This window comes from Duganella sacchari (assembly GCF_900143065.1).
GTDB lineage: Bacteria > Pseudomonadota > Gammaproteobacteria > Burkholderiales > Burkholderiaceae_D > Rugamonas > Rugamonas sacchari.
In genome coordinates this window covers 51,166-71,658 of sequence record NZ_FRCX01000003.1, presented here as the reverse complement: position 1 = coordinate 71,658, position 20,493 = coordinate 51,166, and the positions used below count along the sequence as shown (strand labels likewise).

The following is a 20,493-nucleotide window of genomic DNA, read 5'->3' as shown; positions in this document are numbered from 1 at the left end:
CAATGCGCTTTACCTACCGTGCCATTGCGCTGGCGAGCGCGCTGTTTGCGGCAGGCTGGTGGTGGCTGACGCCATCGCCGCCTACCGCAACGCAGCCCGTTCCTGGCGCCGGCACGGCAGGTGCCGTGGCCGATGGCAGCCCGCGCGCGCTGCCATTCACCGGCACCACAGACGCGGTGCACAGCGCCGCGCAGCAACGCATCGAGTTACGTGAGCAGCGCATGGCGCAAGGCGGCTACGGCACGCCGCAGGAATATTTTTACCTGCCGCTGGCCAAGCTGCGGGAAATGGGCGCGCGCGGCGATATTTACGCGCTGCTGCAACTGGGCCAGCAGTACTGGGACGAACCCGACACCATCGCCAGCCAGCATGGGCTGGACAACGGCGTGCCGGCGGCGCGCCAGGCAGAAGCCTATTTCACCCAGGCCGTGATGAGCGGCGCCACACAACCGGCATTAACCTTGGCCAGCAAGCTCTCGGCAAGCGATCCGGTGGAATCCTATGCATGGGCCACCTTCGCCGAGAAACTGCAACTGCAAGGCGCACCGGAACTGGTCGCCCAATTGCGTGCGCGCCTGACTGAACGGGAGCTGGAGGCTGCCATGGCCAGTGGCGATAAAAAATATGCCGAGTTCACCAGCAACCCCACACCATCTCCCAATTGATTTAATCGCGTAGCGCCGCCACAGGCGCCATGCGCATGGCACTGAGCGTATGGCGTGCCGTGGCCGCTGTCACGATCAGCAACGCCAAGCCCAGTGCCGCCACCGGCGCCCAGCCGACCAGCGGCGAGCGCTCCGCGAACGGCGCCAGATAGCGCGCGATCGCCAGCCATGCCAGCGGCAACGCGATCAGCGCGGCGACGGCCGTCAGCGTGGCAAATTCGCGGCCTACCAGCGCCGCAATCGCCGCACGGCCGGCGCCGTGCAACTTGCGCAGTACGATTTCGCGCGCACGCCGTTGTACGCTGTGCGCGGCCAGCACGTAGATACCGCAGGCCGCCAGCACCAGTATCACCGCAGTGGCGCAGGCCAGCAGCTGCGCCAGGCGCACATCGTCCGCATAGGCTTGCGCGTAGTAGCTGGCGGCAGGGTGCAGCGCCAGCGGATGCGCGGGGAAGTAGCGCTGCCATACGGCGGCAACCGCGCTGGCGACAGCGTCGTGCGTACCGTTCAGGCGCAGTGTCAGCAGGGGACTGGTATCGACCAGCTCATACATCATCGGCCCGATGGGCTCACGCAGCGTGTACCAGCGCAGGTCCGGTGCGACGCCGATGATGCGCGCCTGGCTGCCGTGTATATATTGGCCGACGGCGTCCGAGGCCGACAGCCAGCCCAGTGCGCGTGCCGCCGCCTGGTTGATGACGACATGGTGTTCGCCATCGGCCTTGGCATGGTCGATGCGCCCGTCGAATAAGCGTCCGGCCAGCGCTTGCAGGTTGTAGGCCTTGAAAAAATCGGCGCCTATAAACTGCACCGGCATGAAAACGCTGCTGCCGTCGGCCCGCTGCAGCGTGGTGCTGCCACGCGTGCCGGTATGGTCGTCGCGTCCGGGAATGGCATTGCTGTTGGCGATGGCGGCGATGCCATGCAACTGCTTCAAGGCGTCCTGGAACGCGCGCATCGAAGCCTCTTGCGCATCTTGCGGCAGCTCCGCCACCAGCAACGGCGCCGGGTCGAAGCCGGGCGGGACGGCGGTCGCAAACTGCGTTTGCCACAGCATCGCCAGCGCCAGGCTGCCCATGCCCATCGCGGCGCTGAACTGCACCGCACTCAGTACGCGCCTCAACCACGCACCGCCAGTTGTCTCGCCACTGCGCTGGGCCAGCGTGGCGCGCATGTCCATGCCACGCGCCAGCCAGCCGGGATACAGCCCCGCCGCCGCACCCACCAGTGCACCGAAACCCAGACAGGCAGCGACCGATAACGGTGTGCAGACACTCTCCAGCTGCCGCTGGAGCAGAGCGGACGCCAGCGGCAGCAGCAGCCACGCCAGCAGAACGCCGAGTGCCGCAGCGCTCACTGCCAGGAACATCGCTTCCGACATGAACTGCACCAGCAGTTGATACGTCGAGGCGCCCATGGTCCGGCGCACGGCGATTTCACGCTGGCGGCGCAAGGTGCGTACGGTTGCCAGGTTGACGTAGTTGACCACGGCCAGCAGCAGTATCAGCAGCCCCGCCGCACCGAGCGCCAGCACCACGCGCATGTCGCCGCGCGGACCGGTGCCCATGGTATTGGCGACGCTGCGGTCGAAGTAGGCCTCCGACAGCGGGCCAAGCGCCACATCGACCATCTTGCGTCCACCCAGCGCGGCTTTCATTTCCGCGGTGGCCAGGCTGGCCCATGGCGCCTTGTCCAACGTGTTTTGCAGCACGGTCTGCAGCGCCTGAGGATTGGCGCTGGTCTTGACGTAGACCCGGCCGGAAATGCCCATCCAGTTGGATAAAGCCTGCTGGCGTTCCCGCTCCGGCCATAGCGCGCTGTTGACGCCGACCAGCACACCGAACTGGATGGTACTGTTGCCTGGACGGTCTGGCAGTATCGCGCGCACTTGCAGTGGCTGGCGATTGAGGATGACAGTGCGGCCCAGCACCTGCGTGCTGCCGAACAGCTGCCATGCCGCCTGCTGTGTCAACGCCATGCCGTCCGGCTGCGTCAAGGCCTGTTGCAGGTTGCCTTCGAGTGTGCGCAATCCGATGATGTTTTCGAAAGCCGGATCGACGGCGGTGACCTCGATCTCACGCGGACTGCCGTTCTGCTCCAGCACGGCCTTGCGCGGCCACCACGCGCTCACTTGCAGCGGCAGCCCGCTTTGCTGCGCGACCTCGCGTATGGCAAACGGGGTGTACTCCATCCATTGCGGCAGCGGGATGAAGTTCAAGCGGTGCTTGATGAGGAAGACCTGGTCACGCTGTGGAATGTCGCTGTCGTAGCTGAAGGAATAGTGCACAAAGGCCAGCAGCACAAAGCACACGGCAAACCCTGCGGCGAGCCCCAGCAACTCCACCGCAGTATTGACAGGATAACGCAGCAGCAGGCGCCAGCTGAGGCGGAAGTCGCGCAGCATCATGCTGCTTGCAGCGCATCGACCATCACGCGGCCGTCCAGCAGGTTCAGGGTGCGCGATGCCTGTGCTGCATGGTCGGGGGAGTGGGTGACCATGACGACAGTCGTACCCTCGCCGTTGATGTCGCGCAGCAGACGCATGACTTCATCGCCATGGGCGCTGTCCAGGTTACCGGTAGGTTCGTCGGCCAGCAGCACGGCGGGACCCGACACCAGTGCGCGTGCGATCGCCACGCGCTGCTGCTGGCCGCCGGACAGTTGCGACGGCCGGTGGCCGGCGCGATGGCCCACGCCCAGCTTGTTCAGCATGGCCGTCACGCGCTCGCGGCGTTCACGCGCAGGCGTACCATTGTACTCCAGTGCCAGTTCGACGTTTTCAAAAACGGTCAGTTCTTCGATCAGGTTAAAGCTCTGGAAGATGAAGCCGATGCGGCCGCGCCGCAGCTTGTTGAGTTGCGCCTCGCTCCATCCCGCCACGTTCTGGCCTTCGAACCAGTACTCGCCGTGCGTCGGAACGTCCAGCAAACCGAGGATGCCCAGCATGGTCGATTTGCCGCAGCCGGAAGGACCGGTGATGGCGACATATTCGCCGGCCTCGATCTCCAGATCGACACGGTCCAGCGCTGTGGTCTGGATTTCTCCCGCTTGATGGATTTTGCTGACGCCGACGAGTTTAAGCATGTGCATGTGCCCTATGGTGATGTAGTGAGAGGTTACTGCGTAATGTGCAACCGTGGTGAATTTCCGTAGGCCGCATAGCTGGACAGGATGACCTTGTCGCCAGCGTTCAGGCCCGCCAGTATTTCGACATGGCGGTTATTGCGGCGGCCGGCGCGAATGGCGCGGCGTTCGGCGTGACGGCCCGCTGCATCCAGCACATACACCCAGGCGCCGCCGCTGTCGCTGATGAAAGCCCCATTCGGCAGCAGCAGCGCCGGCGCAGGTTCGCCCAGCGTGATGCGCGCATCCAGGCTCTGGCCGGGATTGAGTACGGGCGGCTGGCCGCGCGTGAACACCAGTTCAACGGTGAAGCGGCCGTCCTTGATCTGCGGGTAGATGGTGCGGATATCGGCGGCGTAACTGCGGCCATCCTGCTGCACGCTGGCGTGGCGGCCGACGGCCATGCGGTTCAGGTAATACTCGTCCACATTGGCGGACAGCTTGAAGCGTTCGGGATCGTCGATACGGCCGATGTTTTTGCCGGTGGCGATGGACTCGCCCACCTGCAGCCGGAAATTGGTCAGGCGACCCGCCACCGGCGCGCGCACCGCCAGTGCATCGACGGTGGCGGAAACCAGTTTGAGGCCGGAGCTCAGGCCCTGTATGGCGCTTTCCAGTTGTTGTTCGGCGGCGTCGCGTACGCTGGATTCGGCAGCAGACGATTGCTGCTCCTGGCGGAGCGCGCGCTGCTGCTGCGCGAGACGGTCTGCCGACTCCTCCAGCGCCACACTGGAGATAAAACCCTGCACCGCCAGCCGCGCATTGCGCGCATGCTGCTTGCTGGCCTGGTCGAGCGCAAACTGCAGGTCGTCCAGGCGCCGCTGGTGATCGCTGGCGCTGGCCTGCTGCGATACGCGCAGGTTGGACAGGTTGAAAATGCTGACCGCATGCTCCGACTGGCGCGCCAGCAGTTCCAGGTTGCGCTGGGGGTTGGAGATGCGGAACAGCAGCTGGCCTTGTTTCACCAGCGCGCCATCGGTGGCCAGGACCTCTTCCACGCGGCCGGATTCCACCGCGTCCAATATCACCGAGTTGAGTGGTTCGGCATTGGCGCGCACGATCACTTCATCGAGGAACACACCACGCGCGGCCTGGCCGATGCGCAGATCGGCGCCGTCGATTTGCAGACCGTGCGGCGTCCAGTACCACAGTGCGGCAGCTGCGCACAGTAGTGCCGCGATCACCGCAGCCACGATGGCGGCACGCCTGCCGCGACGGCGTGGCACCACGGTATCCATGGTCGAACCACTGTGCGGCGGCAAGTCGATGAAATTTTTTTTGATGTGCATGCAGGGCTTACTGCAAACGCCGTGCCACCCCGGAAAACGCGGGTTTATGGCCACGTTGGCTAGCAGGTGTTCATTTCCGGACAGTGCGTGCTGTTCGCAAGTGAACAGACGTCCAAAAGGGCGGTTTACAGCGTTCTCACGGCTGCTAGAATGGCCGCATGTCCTCTTATGTCCTGATCCTTGATGATGATGCCGATGTGGCGACTGCCGCGCAATTGCTGCTGCGGCGCCGCTACACGCAGGTAGCGACGCTGTGCGATCCGGCTGGCGTGCCTGCGCTGCTGGCACGCGGCGTGCCGGATGTGGTGCTGCTGGATCTGAACTTCACGCCGGGCCGCATCAACGGTGCGGAAGGCCTGGCCTTGCTGGACCTGTTGCGCTCCCAGGTCCGCCCGCCTGCGGTGATTGCCATGACCGCGTATGCCGATGTGCCGCTGGCGGTGGAAGCGCTCAAGCGTGGCGCTGGCGATTTCATCACCAAGCCCTGGGATAACACCCGCCTGATCGCGGCCGTGGACCAGGCGCTGGCCCGCCGCGATGCCGTGCGTGGCGGTGCGGTCGGAGCACCGGAGCTCATGGGCGAGTCGCGCGCCATGCGCGAGTTGAAGGCCTTGATTGCCAGCGTGGCGCCAACCGAAGCCAATGTGATGGTGCTGGGTGAGAATGGCGTCGGCAAGGAACTGGTGGCGCGCGCGATTCATGCCGCATCGCGTCGCGCCGTCGGCACGCTGCTGGCGGTGGATATGGGGGCGCTGCCCGAGTCCACCTTTGAAAGTGAGCTGTTCGGCCATCGCAAAGGATCGTTCACGGATGCGAAGGCCGACAGGGCGGGGCGCTTTCAGGCGGCGCGTGGCGGATCGCTGTTCCTGGACGAGATAGGCAATATGCCATTGGCGGCGCAGGCCAAGCTGCTGACGGCGCTGGAGCGGCGTGAGGTGACGCCGATTGGCGCCGACAAGCCGGAGGCCGTCGATGTGCGCATCATCAGCGCCACCAATCTGGACGAGGCGCGCCTGTTTGATCCATCGGTATTCCGCGCGGACTTGCTGTTCCGCCTGAATACGATTGTGCTGCGCGTGCCACCGTTGCGCGAGCGGCGTGAGGACGTGCCGCTGCTGTTGCGGCACTATCTGACCTTGTACCAGCAGCAGTATGACCGGCCGGCGCGCAACATCTCCGCAGCAGCGATGGATATGCTGGTGCGGCACGATTGGCCGGGCAATGTGCGGGCCTTACGGCACGCCTGCGAACGCGCCGTGATCCTGGGGCAGCACGGCGAATACAGCATGGCGGATTTTGGTCTCGCCGCCGCCGTGCCGGTGTCTGCGTCCGCTGCGGAGCCAGTGGTGGTGGCCACGGCTGCCACGGCAGGCGGCGACATGACGCTGGACGCCATCGAGCGGACGGCGATTGCTGCTACGCTGGCCCAGTTCAACGGCAACATCAGCCACGCGGCCAAGACGCTGGGGATCAGCCGTGCAGCCCTGTACCGCAAGCTGGGCAAGCATGGCATCTGAAGCGGCGCTCAAGTGGGGCGTGGCGGCCGGTGTGGCTGGCTTGATGGCGTTGACTGCCACGGCGGACCTGCTGTCCGCCGCGCTGGAACCGCGCCGCATCGTGCTGTGTGGCCTGCTGGCCATCGTTCCCGCCAGCCTGGTATGGCAATGCCTGCGCCGCCTTGCGCCACGCATGCCGCGCATGGAAAACGACGCCGCAGCCGTGGTTGAAACACCGCGCGGGCTGGCCGACACCGTCCTGACACTGGAAGCGCGGCTGGAACACGCGCCCATCGCCTTATTCCGGATTGAGAACGCCAGCGGCGCTGGTGCGGTCGCGCCGCTCAACGCCAGCGCGCGCCGCGTGCTGGCGCCCGGCCGCGCGAGCACGCCGCAAGCGCTGCAGCAGCTACTGGCGGCGCAGCCGGCGGGCCATCGCCAGCTGGTCAGCTTCGACACCGAACGTGGCGCCGAACGCGCACTGGTCGCCGTCGCCGCGCTGACCTTGCAGGGCGGCGCCCATCGCCTCGCTGCCTTGATGCCGGTGGAAAGCCAGCTGGAAGCCGAAGCCCTGAACGCCTGGCGCGAACTGGTGCAGGTGCTGACGCATGAAATCATGAATTCGCTGACGCCGGTGGCGTCGCTGTCGCGCACCGCCTGCGGCCTGCTCGATGAAGTGCGGGACAGCCTCGCCGCTGACATCCATGCCGATCTGGACACCGCGCTGGACGCCATCGCGCGGCGTGCTGCCAGCCTGGTGGATTTCGTTGGCAGTTACCGCAGCCTGTCCACGGTGCCGCAGGCGCAGCCACAACGTATTCCGCTGCGGGCGCTGTTTGAACGTCTGGAAGCGCTGCTGCAGCCGCAATGGCAGGCGCAGGGCGGCAGGCTGGCTTTCTCGGTGGAGCCGGCGTCGCTGGAGGTGATGATAGATCCTGGCCAGCTGGAACAGGCCCTGATTAATCTGCTCAAGAATGCCGCGGAAGCAGCGGGCGTGAATGCACAGGCCCAGGTCAGCGCCCGTTTGAGTCGTGGTGGAAGGCTGCGCATCGAAGTGGCCGACAATGGTCCGGGCGTGCCGGAAGCGCTGGCGGCGCACATCTTCACCCCATTCTTCTCGACGAAGAAACAGGGCAGGGGCATCGGCCTGGCGATGGTACGCCATCTGGTGCACGGCAACGGCGGCACCGTGCGTTATGCGCGCCCGGTCGGCGCCGGTGCGCGTTTCATCCTGACTTTTTAACGCACCATATCAACGTGCATGATGCCGTCTTCGTCATACGGCGCCGTCACGGTCTTGAAGCCATAGCTACCGTAGAATTTTTCCAGATGCGCTTGCGCGCCGATGCGGAAGGCATGGCCCGGATGCAGTTTCTCAGCCAGCGGGATGGCCTTCGCCAGCAGCTCGCGGCCGACACCGGTGCCACGGCCGGCCTGCGTGGTCAGCACGCGGCCCAGCGACATCTCGGTGTACTTCACGCCAGGGGGCACGCAGCGCAGGTAAGCCAGCAGCGTGCGCTTGCCGTCGATCTCGCGCCAGCCCATCAGGTGATGGCAGAGCGGATCAACGCCGTCGATGTCGGGATACAGACAGGTTTGTTCGAGGATGAAAACTTGCTGGCGCTGGTACAGCACTTCGTACCAGTCGCTGCGGGGGATATCGTCAAAAGCCAGCCAATGCCACTCAATCATTGCTTCTCTCGTCAGGGATCAAAGCAATGATTGTATGTGAGAAGGCTGACTCGGGTACCTGCTTAGACGATGGTCAGGGTAACGTCGATGTTGCCACGGGTGGCGTTCGAGTATGGGCAGACGATGTGCGCTGCGTCGACCAGTTTTTGTGCGGTTTCGCGGTCCAGGCCTGGCAGCGAGATTTTGTGCTCAACCTGGATGCCGAAGCCGGTCGGGATAGGGCCGATGCCGACCGAGGTTTCCACCGACAGGTCCGCTGGTACGGCGATCTTGTCGCGGCCGCCAACGAATTTCATGGCGCCGATGAAGCAGGCTGCGTAGCCCGAGGCAAACAGCTGTTCTGGATTGGTGCCATCGCCGCCAGCGCCGCCCAGTTCTTTCGGAGTGCTCAGCTTGACGCTCAGTTTGCCGTCCGTCGAAGCGGATTGGCCTTCGCGGCCGCCGGTGGTTTTAGCGTGTGCGGTGTACAGTACTTTTTCGATCGACATGGTAGTTCCTTTCAGTGAGTGAAACGCATTAAGTTAGTTGCCAATTTAATCGCTTGCTATCTACCTTCGGGTATAACAGCTTGCTAATCTACTACAACTGACGCTGTTCGCAGCGCCCATGTACCCACTATACATAGCGAGCGATCTAATAGCAAGCTATTTTTTATGTAATTTTGATGTGGCTGGGCGCTCGACCCTTGATTGTTTCGTACAAATAAAGTCGAAAAAAAGGAAAAATAGTCGAAAATGAGGAAAAATAGTCGAAAAAAGATGTCAGCAAAAAGAGTTGCTGAGCAACCGGAGCAGCGACGGTTAAGGTCATGGTGTGATCGTTTAAAGGCATTGAAGTACATGTGCCTACAAGAGGAAACCAGCGCGCCATGCCTGTGACGGTACTGGGGTGGATGGTCACGGTCTATGCGGTGCTGCACCTGGCCGCGTGGAACGTCCTGCCCACCTTGCCCTTCTGGCGGCCAACGGAAAGTATCAGCCAACGCCATCTCGACGGCACAGTCGTTGCCGTGCTGTTCATCCTGATGCTGTCGGCCGCGATGATACGCTGCGTCCATGTGATGTACAGCCGCAGCGACCTCGATCTGCTGCTGTGTTCTCCCGTGCCGGGCAGTACCATCCTGCGCGCGCGCCTGGGCGGTGTGGTGCTGGGAACGTTGCTGTTGGCGCTGTTCCTGGTCACCCCTGTCGTCCATGTAGGCATACTCACTGACCGGCCACGGTTATTGGCGTTGTATCCCGGGCTGGTGGCCATGGCCATGATTGCTGCAAGCCTGGGGATGATGTCCGTGATCCAGCTCGCGCGGCTGATCGGGCCACGCTATACCTCGCTGTTTGCGCAAGTGCTAGGGACCGTTGTCATCGTGTGGCTGTGCTATATGCCGCAGGTACAGCAAGCCATCCCGGTTGCCATCAAGACTAGCTTGTCCCACCTGCTGGACGATGGCGCCGTGCTGGGACCGGCCAGCCCGCTCTGGCTGCCGGTGCAGGCGCTGCAGGGCAGTCCGCTTCCGCTGCTGCTGTTTTGTCTGGCGGCGTTGGGCTCTGCACAACTGGCCGCTGTGCTGCTGCAGCACAGCTTCCTGCGCCTGTTGCAGCAGGGGCGCAATTCGCCGCGCGGCATAGCGCGTCTCGCGTTGGGGATGCGCTTACATTTCGGTCACGACCTGCGGTGGCTGCTGATCTACAAGGAATGGCTGCTGCTTGTGCGTCAGCCCATGTTCCTGGGCCAGATCGCTGCCAGGTTCGTCTGGCTGGTGGTGGCCTTTGCCGCTGCCGGCACCGACAGCTTGCGACCGCTGGTGATTGCGGCCATCGCCGTCTATGTCACTGCGGGATTGGCCGGCATTCTGACGCGCCTGATTGAAGCGGGCGAAGCGGCGTGGGACTTGCTGTCATCGTCGCCGCTGGCGCCCGCCACGATCAGCACCGCCAAGCGCCGGGCGGCGTTGATCCCGGCGCTGTTACTGGGCATGCCCACACCGCTGTGGCTGGGTATCGCCAATCCGACGCTGGGCATACTGACAGCGATTGCCGTCGCAGGCGCGTGCGACTCGGCCCATCGCCTCAACCTGGCGCGGCGCCATCTTCCCGCCGCGCAAATGGTGACGTCCGTGCGGGAAGTGCTGAGCAATGGCGTCTGGGGGCTGTTGCTGCTGATCGCCTATGCGATCCTTGGATAAGCCGCCTCTGCTCACACCAGATCGACAGCGTTATCCCGGTATGTCGGCGCGCGTAAAAAAAGGCCCGCACAGAGGCGGGCCTAAAGAAGAGACAAGCAGAGACAGCTTAGAACTTGTGCGTCAACTTGAGCGAGGCAAAGCGTCCGCGCGGATCAGCCTGGGTAAAGTCGAAGAAGGCGGTCGACGAATCCCACGATGGGCGCTTGTTGCCGAGGTTGAGTACCGTCAGGCCAACCGCAGTCTGTTTGGTCACCTGATACGCCAGGTTCAGGTCCAGCGTGGCAAACGGCGCCACGGTGTCGCCCTTGCGCGTGGTTTGCTCGTAACCGTCCACATAGGTCCAGGTCAGCGTGTTGGACCACTTGCCCAAGTCCCAGGTGGCAGAGGTCACGCCGCGCCATTTCGGAATCGAGCCGAAGTAGTTGGTGCCGGCGCCATTGGTCAGCGGCTCGCCGGTGGACAGCGGCGCTTCAAACGTGAGCACGCGGCTCAGCTGGCCGTTCAGCGTCACATTACCCCATTGCTGGCCGACGATGCGGTGGCGCAGATCGAGGTCGACACCGGACACGCGGCGCTCGCCCTGGTTGGCGTACTGGCGGTACAGCGTCAGGATGCGGCCGTCGGCGCCGCGCACGATGTTCTGCGGTGCGCTTGCTTCGTTGGCGATGATGGTGTCGGCGCTTTCGGTGCCGATCACGCCCTGCTGGCGGATGCGGTAGTAGTCCAGGCCGACGCTGGTGTCCTTGGTCGGTGCAACCACCAGCCCCAGGTTCAGGTTGTTGGAGCGCTCTGGCTTCAGTTCCGGATTGGCGCGCGTGATGTTGGTGATGCCGCGCGCCTGGGTCGGCGAGACCGGATCGCGCGGATCGAGCACGCTGCCGTAGCTGACGGCGGTACTGTTGGTAATCTCCGGCAGCGATGGGGCGCGGAAGCCGCGCGAGGCGGTACCACGCAGCAGCAGCCACTGGTAAGGCTCGTAGCGCAGGCTGGCCTTGGGCGAGAAGGCGCTGCCGAAGTCGTCGTAGTGGTCGGCGCGGCCGGCCACGTTCAGACTCAGGTCCTTGCGCACCGGGACGTTGAATTCCGCGAAGGCTGCCGAGACATCGCGCTTGCCCTTGATGATGTTGATGGCCGGGCGCAGTTCGGTGCCGCTCAACACGGCGGTCGAGGTGTTGGAGTCCATCTCCTCACGGCGCCACTGGCCGCCAAACGCGAAGCCGACATCGCCGGCCGGCAGCGCGAACAGATCTTTCGAGGCCGAGAAGTCCAGCGTGGTCAGCGTTGATTCGGCTGGGCGCAAGGTCGCCAGGCGCAGGCTCTGGCGCAAGGCGTCGCTGTTCTTCGACTGGTCGGCGAAGTTATACGTGCCTTTGGCCAGCACATCCTGGAACACGTAGCGGTTGACGAAGTTATCGACCGTTTCCTTGAGCTTGCTGCCGGAGCGGCCGATCGATGCGTCGTAGGTCCAGCCGGCCGCCGTGCCTTTAATGCCGGTCAGTGCGCGGTAGAAATCTACGCGGCCCACCTTCAGGCGCGGGCCGAGATCGAACAGCGTGGCGTTGATGCCGACAGGGGTGCTGCCTGGATTGTTCGGGTGGCCTACCGGCAGCGTGACAGCGATGTTGTCCAGCGACTGGGTGGCGTTATTCCACGCGCGCAGGCCGGTGCCAACTGACAGCGGCGGACCAAAGGTCTGTTCCGCGCTCGAGTAGCCGTACATCAGGTCGGCGTAGAGATCGGTGTCCTCATTGAGGCGCAGGGTGCCCATCAGCGAAGTGTGCACGCGCTTCACGCCCGGGATCAGGGTTTTGTACGGCGCCGGATTGTAGGCCAGCACATTGCCGGTCTTGCCCGGGGTGATGTCGCCGTATGGCACCAGCTGCAGCGGACCTTGCACGCCGCCCAGCAGCTTGGTGGGATCGGTGCCGTAGTAGTTGGTCGGGGTCCACGACAGCGAGCCGTTTTTGTAGCCACGGAAGTCGTTGCCAGCGAGCCAGGCCACATCGCTTTGCTGCAGCTTGTCGCGCTCCATGGCGTCGGCCGAGAACACCACGCTGTAGCCATCGGTGGCCAGGTCGCCAAAGCCGGTTTTCAGCGCCACGTTCTTTTCGGTCTGGCCGGTGCCTTCGGTGGAGCTGCCCACCTGTGCCTTGATTTCGGTGCCGGTGAATTGCTGATACAGGATGATGTTGACCACGCCAGCCACCGCGTCCGAGCCGTACACGGACGATGCGCCATCCTTCAATACCTCGATGCGCTGCACCGCTTCCATCGGCAGGCTATTCAGGTCGACAAAGGTCTGTTGCAGGTCTTGCGCGGTGGCGAAGCTGGACACGCGCTTGCCGTTCACCAGGATCAGCGTGTTCTGCTGGCCCAGGCCGCGCAGCGACAGGCCGGCGGTACCAGCCGAGAAGCTGCCCGTATATTGTTCGTTGTAGCTGTTGCCGCTGTTGGCCGAGATCGCGCGCAGCACGTCGGCGACCGAGGTCTTGCCGGTGCCTTCGAGATCCTTGGCGGTAATCACCTGGACCGCGCTCGGGCCTTCTTTCTGGGTGACGCGGATGTTGGAACCGGTAATGACGACGCGCTCCAGCTCAGGGGCGGCGGCGTCTTCGGCACTGGCGTAGCCGGGGAAGGCGGCGGCCAGCGCAAAGAGCAGGGGAGAGGTACGATATTTCATGAATTAAGTAAGTTGTATAGACAGGTAGAGGGGTATATGCACTATACCGGTGCATCTTTCTATCTGGAACGAATCATTTTCTGTTTGCTTATATGGATTTTGCATAGTTTTACAAAGTCGTATGACAACGTAATTGATAATCATTCGTATTACTTATAGAATGTGCAGCTTCATTTCCCTACTTCCCCGCCTTCCCATGCGTCTGCTGCCCCTGTACCTCGCCGTGTCCGCCGTATTCCCCGCATTTGCCCAGGAGGCGGATGAGCAGGTGCTGCATGCGGTCAAAGTCACGGCCGCGCGCGCCGATGGTTTTGCGGCCAAAACCGTGGAGGCAGGCAGCTTCCGGGGCGCGGACATCATGGATGTGCCGTCGACCGTCAACGTGGTCACGCGCGAGGTGCTGGAATTGCAGGCCGCTGGCGGCTTGTACGACGCCTTGCGCAATACCGCTGGGGTCAGCCGCCAGCAGAACGGCGGCGACACGTGGGATCAGTTGGTCATCCGCGGCATCGCGGTGGAAAACCGCACCAACTACCGCCTGAACGGCACGCTGCCGATCATGAACTTCTCGCAGGTGCCGATGGAGGACAAGGAGCGCGTGGAAGTGCTGAAAGGCGCCACCGCGCTGTACTACGGCTTTACCTCGCCGGCCGGCGTGGTCAACTTCGTCACCAAACGCGCGGGCGCCACGCCGGTGAGCACGGTCGGGATGATGGTGGACCAGAACGGCAGCGCCGTCGCGACCGCCGATGTGGCGCGCCGCTTTGGCGAAGCGCAGCAGGTCGGCGTACGCATCAACGCCGCCGGCGGCACGCTGGGTTCCTACCTGGACAACGTCGGCAACGGTAACCGCAAGTTCGCCTCGGCGGCGCTGGACTGGCGCGTGAACGCGCGCCTGCTGCTGAAAGCGGACCTGGAATACGACAAGCGCCGTGTCACCGAGCAGGCCGGCATTGCCCTGCCTGCGGCGGTGGCCGGCGTGATTGCGCTGCCGCCGGCGGTCGATCCCAAACGCCTGATCGGTCCGGACTGGGCCACATTTGAAGCCGAGACCAAGAACCTGCTGCTGCGCGCCGACTATGCCTTGAACGACAACTGGGCGCTGACGTTGGAAGCCGGCCATTCCGAAACCGCGCGTGACCGCGGCCTGGCCATCTTCCGACTGACCAATGCCGCCGCGCTGGTGACTGGTGCTGGCCGCATCACCGGCAATCTGCAGCACAGCGTGGTCGATTCCGACATGCTTCGCGCCGAAGTGGCAGGGACGGTCATGACTGGCGCGGTGCAGCATGATGTAACGGTTGGCGCCACCCGCACCGACAAGGGCCAGGACCCGATCTATCAGGCCAATTACAGCATCGCCGCGCAGAACCTGTACCAGCCGGTGCCGATTACCAGCTACACCATCAGCCCCTATCCGACGGCGCCTACCACGGCGGCGCTGGACTCGCGCGACGAGGGCGTGTACGCGATCGACCGCCTGACGTTCTCGCCGGACTGGCAGGCGGTGGCGGGCCTGCGCAATGTGCAGTACCGCAGCGACCAGGGCGCGAATCACTATGACGTCAGTAAGACCACGCCGATGGCGGCGCTGATCTACAAGTTGAATCGCGACCTGTCGTTCTACCTGTCGTCGTCGCAAGGTCTGGAAGAGGGCGAGACGGCGCCGACCGGCAGCAACAATGTCGGCGAGCGCATGGCGCCAGGTGTCAGCCGCCAGAAGGAACTGGGCGCGCGCTGGCGCGTGCCGGGCGGCACGCTGGTGCAGGCGGCGGTGTTTGATATCAGCCGTCCGGGCTACTACACCAACACCGCCAATGTGTTCACGGCGGATGGCGAACAGCGATATCGCGGCCTTGAACTGTCGGCGCAGGGCAGACTGACACGCCAGCTGTCGTGGCAGACGTCGGCGCAGTGGATCGATCCTGAATTCCGCCATATCAATGCAGACTACAACGGCAAGCTGCCGGAAAACGCATCGAAGCAAACCGGCAGCGCTTTCCTGTCGTATGAACTGGCGTCGCTGCCTGGTTTGTCCTTCAACGGCGGCGCGTATTACACCGGCCGCCGTCCGGTCAACGATTTGAACCAGGCCTTCCTGGGCGGCGTGACCCTGTTCAGCGCAGGCGTGCGTTACGCCACCGCCATCATGGGCAAGCACACCGTGTTGCAGGCCAACGTCGATAACGCGGCCGACAAGCAGTATTGGGCTGGCGCGGGCACGCGGCTGGCTTCCGGCGCACCGCGCCTGATTAAACTCAGTGTGAAGGTCGACCTGTGAAAAAGCTCTGGTTTCAGCTGCATTGGTTTGTCGGCATAACGGCCGGCACGGTATTGATGGTGATAGGCCTGAGCGGCGCCGTCCTCGCTTTTCGTGAACAGATCCTCGACGCGCTGAATCCCGGTGTGCGCAATGTCGCGGTGCAGAACACGCCGGTGCTGACACCGCAGGAATTCATGACTGCCGCCCGCGCCCTGAAGCCGCACGAGCGCGTGACCAGCATCATCCTGTACGACACGCCGGGTTCCAGTGCGCGCATCGGTCTTGCGCCAGCGCCGGGTGTGCGCAAGGGCGAAACGATTTACCTCAATCCCTACAACGCTGCCCTGCTGCCGGAACTGGCGGGTGAAGATTTCTTTGAATGGGTGGAGCAGCTGCACCGCTTCCTGCTGCTGCCGCGTGATCCGGGCAAGGTCGTCAGTGGCACGCTGGCGTTTTGCCTGATGGGCCTTGCGCTGAGCGGCCTGTATCTGCGCTGGCCGCGCCGTGTGTGGGACTGGCGCACCTGGCTGACGTTTGATGTCCGCATGAAGGGACGCTCTTTCCTGTGGGGGCTGCATTCGGTGGCAGGCACCTGGGTGATGGTGGTGTTCCTGGTCTTCACCGCTTCTGGCGTGTACTGGGCTTTCGATCCTATCCGCGACATGGCGGATGGCTGGATGGGCACATTGCGTCCGCCGCGTGAGGCGGCTGCGGCCAAGCCCAAGGCGCCCCAGCCGCCGAAAGCCGAAGCGGCCGATCTGAACCCGAGCTGGGAAACGTTCCAGAAGAACGCGCCCAACTGGCATATGGCTTTCCTGCGGCCGCCGGAGCGCGCCAGCCAGCCGATGCAGATTCTGTGGGTCGCCAAGGATGCGCCCCATGTGCGTGCGCGCAGCAGCATGTCGATCAATCTGCAGACCGGCGCGCTGCTGAAGAGCGAGCTGTATGCTGACAAGCCGGCCGGCGCGCGCTTCCAGTCGGTGATTTATCCGCTGCACCTCGGTACCTATTTTGGGATCTCGGGGCAGATCATTGTGTTCATTGCGGCGCTGGCGCTGCCGGGCTTTGGCATCACCGGCTGGATGCTGTATCTGAACCGGCGCAAGCAGAAGCGTATTGCCCGCGCCGAGCGCGCGCAGTTTGCCGCCTCCGCATCGGCCGCGACACAGGATGCCCCGATACTGATGGCCTATGCCAGCCAGACCGGCCAGGCCGAACGTCTGGCGCTGCAAAGCGCCGCCGCGCTGCAAAAGGCCGGGGTGGCGGTGCATGTGCAATCGCTGGAACAACTGACGCCGCCGCAGCTGGGCCAATACCGCCGTGCGCTGTTTGTCGCCAGCAGCTTTGGCGAGGGTGAACCGCCGGACAGCGCGCGCCGCTTCAGCCGTCTGCTGCAAGGCGCAAAGGAAGAATTGAAGCATATGCAGTACGCCGTGCTGGCGCTGGGTGACCGCAACTACGCGGAGTTCTGCGGCTTTGGCCGTACGCTCGACCAGCGTCTGGCCTTGCTTGGCGCGCAGCCGCTGCATCCGATGATCGAAGTCGATAACGGCGATGCAGGGGCACTGGCGCGCTGGGGCAGCGCGCTGCGCGAGATGATGGGCGGCACCGCTGATGTCACATTGTCGGCCGCTGCCGACGACAGTGATTACGCCACCTGGCATCTGGCCGGCCACAAGCTGCTCAATCCCGGCAGCGTCGGCTTCCCGCTGTACGAAATTACGCTGACCGGCGATGTCGGCGCTGGCTGGCGTCCCGGTGCGCTGGTCGATATCTGGCCGGGCCATTACGGCAAGGACGCTACGCCGCGCCGCTACTCGCTGGCGTCCATTCCGCAGGATGGCAGCATGCAGCTGGTGGTGCGCCAGGTTGGCCTGGCTTCCGGCTGGCTGACCGCGCAAGCGGCGACCGGTGACGCGGTCCGTGTCCGCCTGATCGCCAATCCTTCTTTTGACGCGGCTGCGCAAACGGCGCCGGCCATCTACATCGGCAATGGCTCCGGCATTGCCGGCCTGCGTTCGCATCTGCGCGCCCGTGTGCTGGAAGGCGCAACGCGCAACTGGCTGATCTTCGGCGAACGTCAGCGCGAACACGATGCCATCTGCGCGGAAGAAATCCACGGCTGGCGCAGCAGCGGTTTCCTGCCGGAGCTGGACCTGGTGTATTCGCGCGACGCAGAGGGCGGCGGCTATGTGCAGAACCGCCTGCGTGAGCGCGCCGATGCCGTGCATGCCTGGCTCAACGACGGTGCCGTGATTTTTGTCTGCGGCAGCCTGCAAGGTATGGCTGGCGGTGTGGATGAAGCACTGGCCGCCATCATCGGCCGCGAACAACTTGCGCAACTGGCGGAGCAGGGACGCTACCGCCGCGATGTCTATTGATCCGGTCTGACTAATTACAGCGCGGTCTCGTAGCCTTCCAGCACGTTGACCACGTTGACGCCCAGTTCTTTGACGGCATAGCCGCCTTCGAAGATGAAGGCGGTCGGCAGGTTGAGCCACGCCAGGCGTTCGCCGATTTTGAGATAGTCGGCACTCTGCAGCGTGAAGCGCGACAGGGGATCGCCCGCGAACGTGTCCACGCCCAGCGACACCACCAGCGCATCCGGTGCAAAGCTGCCGATGCGGATGCAGGCGGTTTCCAGCGCCGCCAGCCACGCCTTGGCGCTGGTGCCTGCCGGTAGCGGGATGTTCAGGTTGTAGCCAAGGCCAGCACCTTCGCCACGCTCGTCGGCGTGGCCGAGATAGAACGGGTACTCGTTGCGCGGATCGGCATGCAGGGAAATGAACAGCACGTCATCGCGGTTGTAGAAGATGCTCTGCGTGCCATTGCCGTGGTGGTAGTCGATATCGATGATGGCGACCTTGCGCGCGCCGTCGTCCAGCATGTGCTGCGCCGCCAGCGCGGCATTGTTCAGGAAGCAGTAACCGCCGAAGAAATCGGCGCCCGCATGGTGGCCCGGCGGACGGCTCAGCACAAACGCGGCACGTTCGCCGAGACGCAGCGCATGCGCCGCGTTGACCGCGCAATCGGCGCCGGTCTTGGCGGCGGTCCAGGTGCCGGCGGTCAGCGGTGTGCCGCTGTCGATTGAATACAGGCCCATTTTGGCGCAGAAGTTGTCCGGCTCGATATCGTCGCGCAGCGTGCGGACCGGCCACACGGCGGGGAAGGCGTCCTTGCCGGCATTGGCCGGGGCCAGCGCCACCCATTCGCTCCAGGCGTTGCGCAGGAAGTGCAGGTAGCGCGGCGTGTGGATGCGCTCCAGCGACATCAAGGGCACGCCATGCGGTGTAACGATGCGGCCCAGGCCGCGACGACCCAGCTCCGCCAGCACGGCATCCGCGCGTTCCGGCTTTTCAAAACACGGCACCATCTCGCCACGAAAAATCTCGTAGCGGCCACGGTGCTGCGCATGCTGTTCGTTGTAGAAAGTGAGCATTAATCACAGTCCAGGCGCGACTGGCACAGGTTGCTGGCGCGGTAGGCGGCGACGTAATCGTCAAAGTCGGTTTGCGGTGCAGCTTCCATCTCGGCCTGTTCGGCCAGCGAGATGGCGGCCAGGTTGTCGAAGTAGGACGCTTCCTCGGCGCTGGGCGGATGGCTGCGGAAGTAAGCCGCATGCTTTTCGCTTTGCGCCAGCGCGAAGGCGCTGAACGATTTGCCGTTGGCGCGCAGTGCGGCCAGCACCTTGGCCGATGGCGTCAGTTCCGGATCTTGCAGCTTGGCTGCCTGCGCCTCCAGCGTGTCGCCATGGACGCTGTCGCCGCGCAGCGTGTCGAGCAGGGCGGCCACCGGGCGGATACGCTCCAGCAGCTCCGCGCCCCATACCGGCAGTGGTACTTCTTCGACGCCGTTGTGCAACGTCAGGCCCGGACGACGGCCTTCCTTCACGGTACGCGCGAAATTCTCGGTGTAGCGCGCGCTCTGCTCCGGCGTGGTGGTCGGGCTTTCCTCCAGCGCGCAGAACAGCAGGAAGGCGTCGAGGAAGCGGCCAGTGGCGACGTTGATGCCGACCGGCTCGAACGGATCGACGTCCATGCAGCGCACTTCGATGTACTGCACGCCGCGCGCACACAGCGCCTGGATCGGACGCTCGCCGGTCTGGATCACGCGCTTGGGACGGATGGTCGAGTAGTACTCATTCTCGATCTGCAGCACGTTGGTGTTCAGCTGTATCCATTCGCCATCGCGTTTGGTGCCGAGTTTGGCGTACGGCTCGTACGGCTGGTTGACGGCCTTGGTCATCGCCGCCACGTAGCTGTCCAGGCAGTTCTCGTGCGGGCTCAGGCCCGACTGCGCATCGTTCTGATAACCGAGGTCGCTCATGCGCAGGCTGGTGGCGTATGGCAGATACAGCGTATCGGCGGACAGCGCTTCCAGCTTGTGCGGACGGCCGCGCAGGAAGCCGGCCGACAGCACCGGCGAGGCGCCGAACAGGTACATCAGCAGCCAGCTGTAGCGGCGGAAGTTACGAATGGCGGCCAGATAGGCTTCCGACTGGAAGGAGCGCGGCGTCAGCGGCTTGCCGGCGGTTTCTTCATGCTCGGCCAGCACGCGCCACAGGCGTTCGTCGAGCGAGTAGTTGTAGTGGATGCCGGCGATGCATTGCATGGCCTTGCCGTAGCGTAGCGCCAGGCCGCGGCGGTACACATGCTTGAGCGTGCCCAGGTTGGAGCTGCCGTACCAGGCAATTTCAATCTCTTCTTCCGGCGGCAGCTGGCATGGCATGGACTGGCTCCACAGCAGCTCGTCGCCAAGTTTACTGTAGGCGTAGCGGTGGATGCCATCCAGTTTGGCGATGGTGTCGGCAATGTCTTTTTCGGCCGGGGTAATGAATTCCAGCAGGGTTTCAGCGTAGTCCGTGGTGATCTGCGGATGCGTCAGTGCCGCCCCCATGGCCACCGGATGCCGCGTGCGCGCCAGATGACCCGCGCGGTCCACGCGCAAAGTCTCCCGTTCGATGCCGCGCAGGCCGCCAGCCAGCACGGCGCGGTGTTTTTCATCGGCCAACAAGGCCAGGCGACGTGTCAAAAGAGTTGGCAATTTGAAATCCTTTCTGGTGCAGCAAATAAATTATTGGTGCTGAGAGTAACCGAAATTGGC

14 protein-coding genes are annotated in these 20,493 nt (G+C 64.0%); 6 read left to right on the top strand and 8 right to left on the bottom strand.

Annotated features, from left to right (window positions below; genetic code table 11):
* The first annotated feature begins 2 nt into the window (after positions 1–2).
* A complete protein-coding gene (locus BUA36_RS06750; RefSeq protein ID WP_072782777.1) occupies positions 3–665 on the top strand; it encodes a hypothetical protein in 663 nt (220 codons plus the stop codon).
* 1 nt (position 666) lies between these two features.
* Here the strand turns inward: BUA36_RS06750 and BUA36_RS06745 are convergent, their stop codons facing one another.
* From BUA36_RS06745 to BUA36_RS06735, 3 genes are read right to left on the bottom strand one after another with little or no spacing between them, the layout of a single operon-like run.
* Positions 667–3,072, bottom strand: coding sequence for an ABC transporter permease (locus tag BUA36_RS06745; protein WP_072782774.1), 2,406 nt, complete (start codon positions 3,070–3,072; stop codon positions 667–669).
* Complete coding sequence (locus tag BUA36_RS06740; RefSeq protein ID WP_072782772.1) at positions 3,069–3,749, bottom strand: ABC transporter ATP-binding protein; 681 nt, start codon at positions 3,747–3,749, stop codon at positions 3,069–3,071. Before BUA36_RS06740 ends, BUA36_RS06745 begins: the two co-directional genes overlap by 4 nt.
* Before the next feature lie 32 nt (positions 3,750–3,781).
* The gene (locus BUA36_RS06735; RefSeq protein ID WP_229255630.1) at positions 3,782–5,077 is read right to left on the bottom strand and encodes an efflux RND transporter periplasmic adaptor subunit; all 1,296 of its coding nucleotides are present in this window, start codon (positions 5,075–5,077) and stop codon (positions 3,782–3,784) included.
* Between the two features lie 158 nt (positions 5,078–5,235).
* Here BUA36_RS06735 and BUA36_RS06730 point away from each other — a divergent pair, with 158 nt between their 5' ends.
* Positions 5,236–6,594, top strand: coding sequence for a sigma-54-dependent transcriptional regulator (locus BUA36_RS06730; protein ID WP_072782769.1), 1,359 nt, complete (start codon positions 5,236–5,238; stop codon positions 6,592–6,594).
* Complete coding sequence (locus BUA36_RS06725; protein WP_072782766.1) at positions 6,584–7,816, top strand: sensor histidine kinase; 1,233 nt, start codon at positions 6,584–6,586, stop codon at positions 7,814–7,816. The genes BUA36_RS06730 and BUA36_RS06725 overlap by 11 nt, the downstream gene beginning before the upstream one ends.
* Here BUA36_RS06725 and BUA36_RS06720 read toward each other — a convergent pair.
* A complete protein-coding gene (locus tag BUA36_RS06720) occupies positions 7,813–8,265 on the bottom strand; it encodes a GNAT family N-acetyltransferase (protein ID WP_072782763.1) in 453 nt (150 codons plus the stop codon). The two genes, BUA36_RS06725 and BUA36_RS06720, sit on opposite strands and share 4 nt — an antisense overlap.
* Positions 8,266–8,327: 62 nt before the next feature.
* On the bottom strand, positions 8,328–8,753 hold the full coding sequence (locus tag BUA36_RS06715) for an organic hydroperoxide resistance protein (RefSeq protein ID WP_072782760.1): 426 nt from the start codon (positions 8,751–8,753) through the stop codon (positions 8,328–8,330).
* Positions 8,754–9,133: 380 nt separating this feature from the next.
* On the opposite strand from BUA36_RS06715, the gene BUA36_RS06710 reads away from it, so the two are divergent.
* Positions 9,134–10,447, top strand: coding sequence for a hypothetical protein (locus BUA36_RS06710; RefSeq protein WP_072782755.1), 1,314 nt, complete (start codon positions 9,134–9,136; stop codon positions 10,445–10,447).
* 106 nt (positions 10,448–10,553) lie between these two features.
* Here BUA36_RS06710 and BUA36_RS06705 read toward each other — a convergent pair whose 3' ends face one another.
* The gene (locus tag BUA36_RS06705; protein ID WP_072782752.1) at positions 10,554–13,127 is read right to left on the bottom strand and encodes a TonB-dependent receptor; all 2,574 of its coding nucleotides are present in this window, start codon (positions 13,125–13,127) and stop codon (positions 10,554–10,556) included.
* Between the two features lie 196 nt (positions 13,128–13,323).
* Here BUA36_RS06705 and BUA36_RS06700 point away from each other — a divergent pair, with 196 nt between their 5' ends.
* Positions 13,324–15,408: a TonB-dependent siderophore receptor gene (locus BUA36_RS06700; protein WP_072782748.1), complete on the top strand. Its 2,085-nt coding sequence runs from the start codon at positions 13,324–13,326 to the stop codon at positions 15,406–15,408.
* The gene (locus BUA36_RS06695) at positions 15,405–17,771 is read left to right on the top strand and encodes a PepSY domain-containing protein (protein ID WP_072782745.1); all 2,367 of its coding nucleotides are present in this window, start codon (positions 15,405–15,407) and stop codon (positions 17,769–17,771) included. The genes BUA36_RS06700 and BUA36_RS06695 overlap by 4 nt, the downstream gene beginning before the upstream one ends.
* A gap of 14 nt (positions 17,772–17,785) precedes the next feature.
* Here BUA36_RS06695 and BUA36_RS06690 read toward each other — a convergent pair whose 3' ends face one another.
* Complete coding sequence (locus BUA36_RS06690; RefSeq protein WP_072782742.1) at positions 17,786–18,829, bottom strand: histone deacetylase family protein; 1,044 nt, start codon at positions 18,827–18,829, stop codon at positions 17,786–17,788.
* Positions 18,829–20,433: a glutamate--cysteine ligase gene (gene gshA, locus BUA36_RS06685; protein WP_072782739.1), complete on the bottom strand. Its 1,605-nt coding sequence runs from the start codon at positions 20,431–20,433 to the stop codon at positions 18,829–18,831. Before gshA ends, BUA36_RS06690 begins: the two co-directional genes overlap by 1 nt.
* Positions 20,434–20,493 lie beyond the last annotated feature (60 nt).

Bases quoted from the DNA above. Each gene is read 5' to 3' on its own strand.
- BUA36_RS06750 (WP_072782777.1), top strand. From the start codon at position 3: ATGCGCTTTACCTACCGTGCCATTGCGCTGGCGAGCGCGCTGTTTGCG.
- BUA36_RS06745 (WP_072782774.1), bottom strand. From the start codon at position 3,072: ATGATGCTGCGCGACTTCCGCCTCAGCTGGCGCCTGCTGCTGCGTTAT.
- BUA36_RS06740 (WP_072782772.1), bottom strand. From the start codon at position 3,749: ATGCTTAAACTCGTCGGCGTCAGCAAAATCCATCAAGCGGGAGAAATC.
- BUA36_RS06735 (WP_229255630.1), bottom strand. From the start codon at position 5,077: ATGCACATCAAAAAAAATTTCATCGACTTGCCGCCGCACAGTGGTTCG.
- BUA36_RS06730 (WP_072782769.1), top strand. From the start codon at position 5,236: ATGTCCTCTTATGTCCTGATCCTTGATGATGATGCCGATGTGGCGACT.
- BUA36_RS06725 (WP_072782766.1), top strand. From the start codon at position 6,584: ATGGCATCTGAAGCGGCGCTCAAGTGGGGCGTGGCGGCCGGTGTGGCT.
- BUA36_RS06720 (WP_072782763.1), bottom strand. From the start codon at position 8,265: ATGATTGAGTGGCATTGGCTGGCTTTTGACGATATCCCCCGCAGCGAC.
- BUA36_RS06715 (WP_072782760.1), bottom strand. From the start codon at position 8,753: ATGTCGATCGAAAAAGTACTGTACACCGCACACGCTAAAACCACCGGC.
- BUA36_RS06710 (WP_072782755.1), top strand. From the start codon at position 9,134: ATGCCTGTGACGGTACTGGGGTGGATGGTCACGGTCTATGCGGTGCTG.
- BUA36_RS06705 (WP_072782752.1), bottom strand. From the start codon at position 13,127: ATGAAATATCGTACCTCTCCCCTGCTCTTTGCGCTGGCCGCCGCCTTC.
- BUA36_RS06700 (WP_072782748.1), top strand. From the start codon at position 13,324: ATGCGTCTGCTGCCCCTGTACCTCGCCGTGTCCGCCGTATTCCCCGCA.
- BUA36_RS06690 (WP_072782742.1), bottom strand. From the start codon at position 18,829: ATGCTCACTTTCTACAACGAACAGCATGCGCAGCACCGTGGCCGCTAC.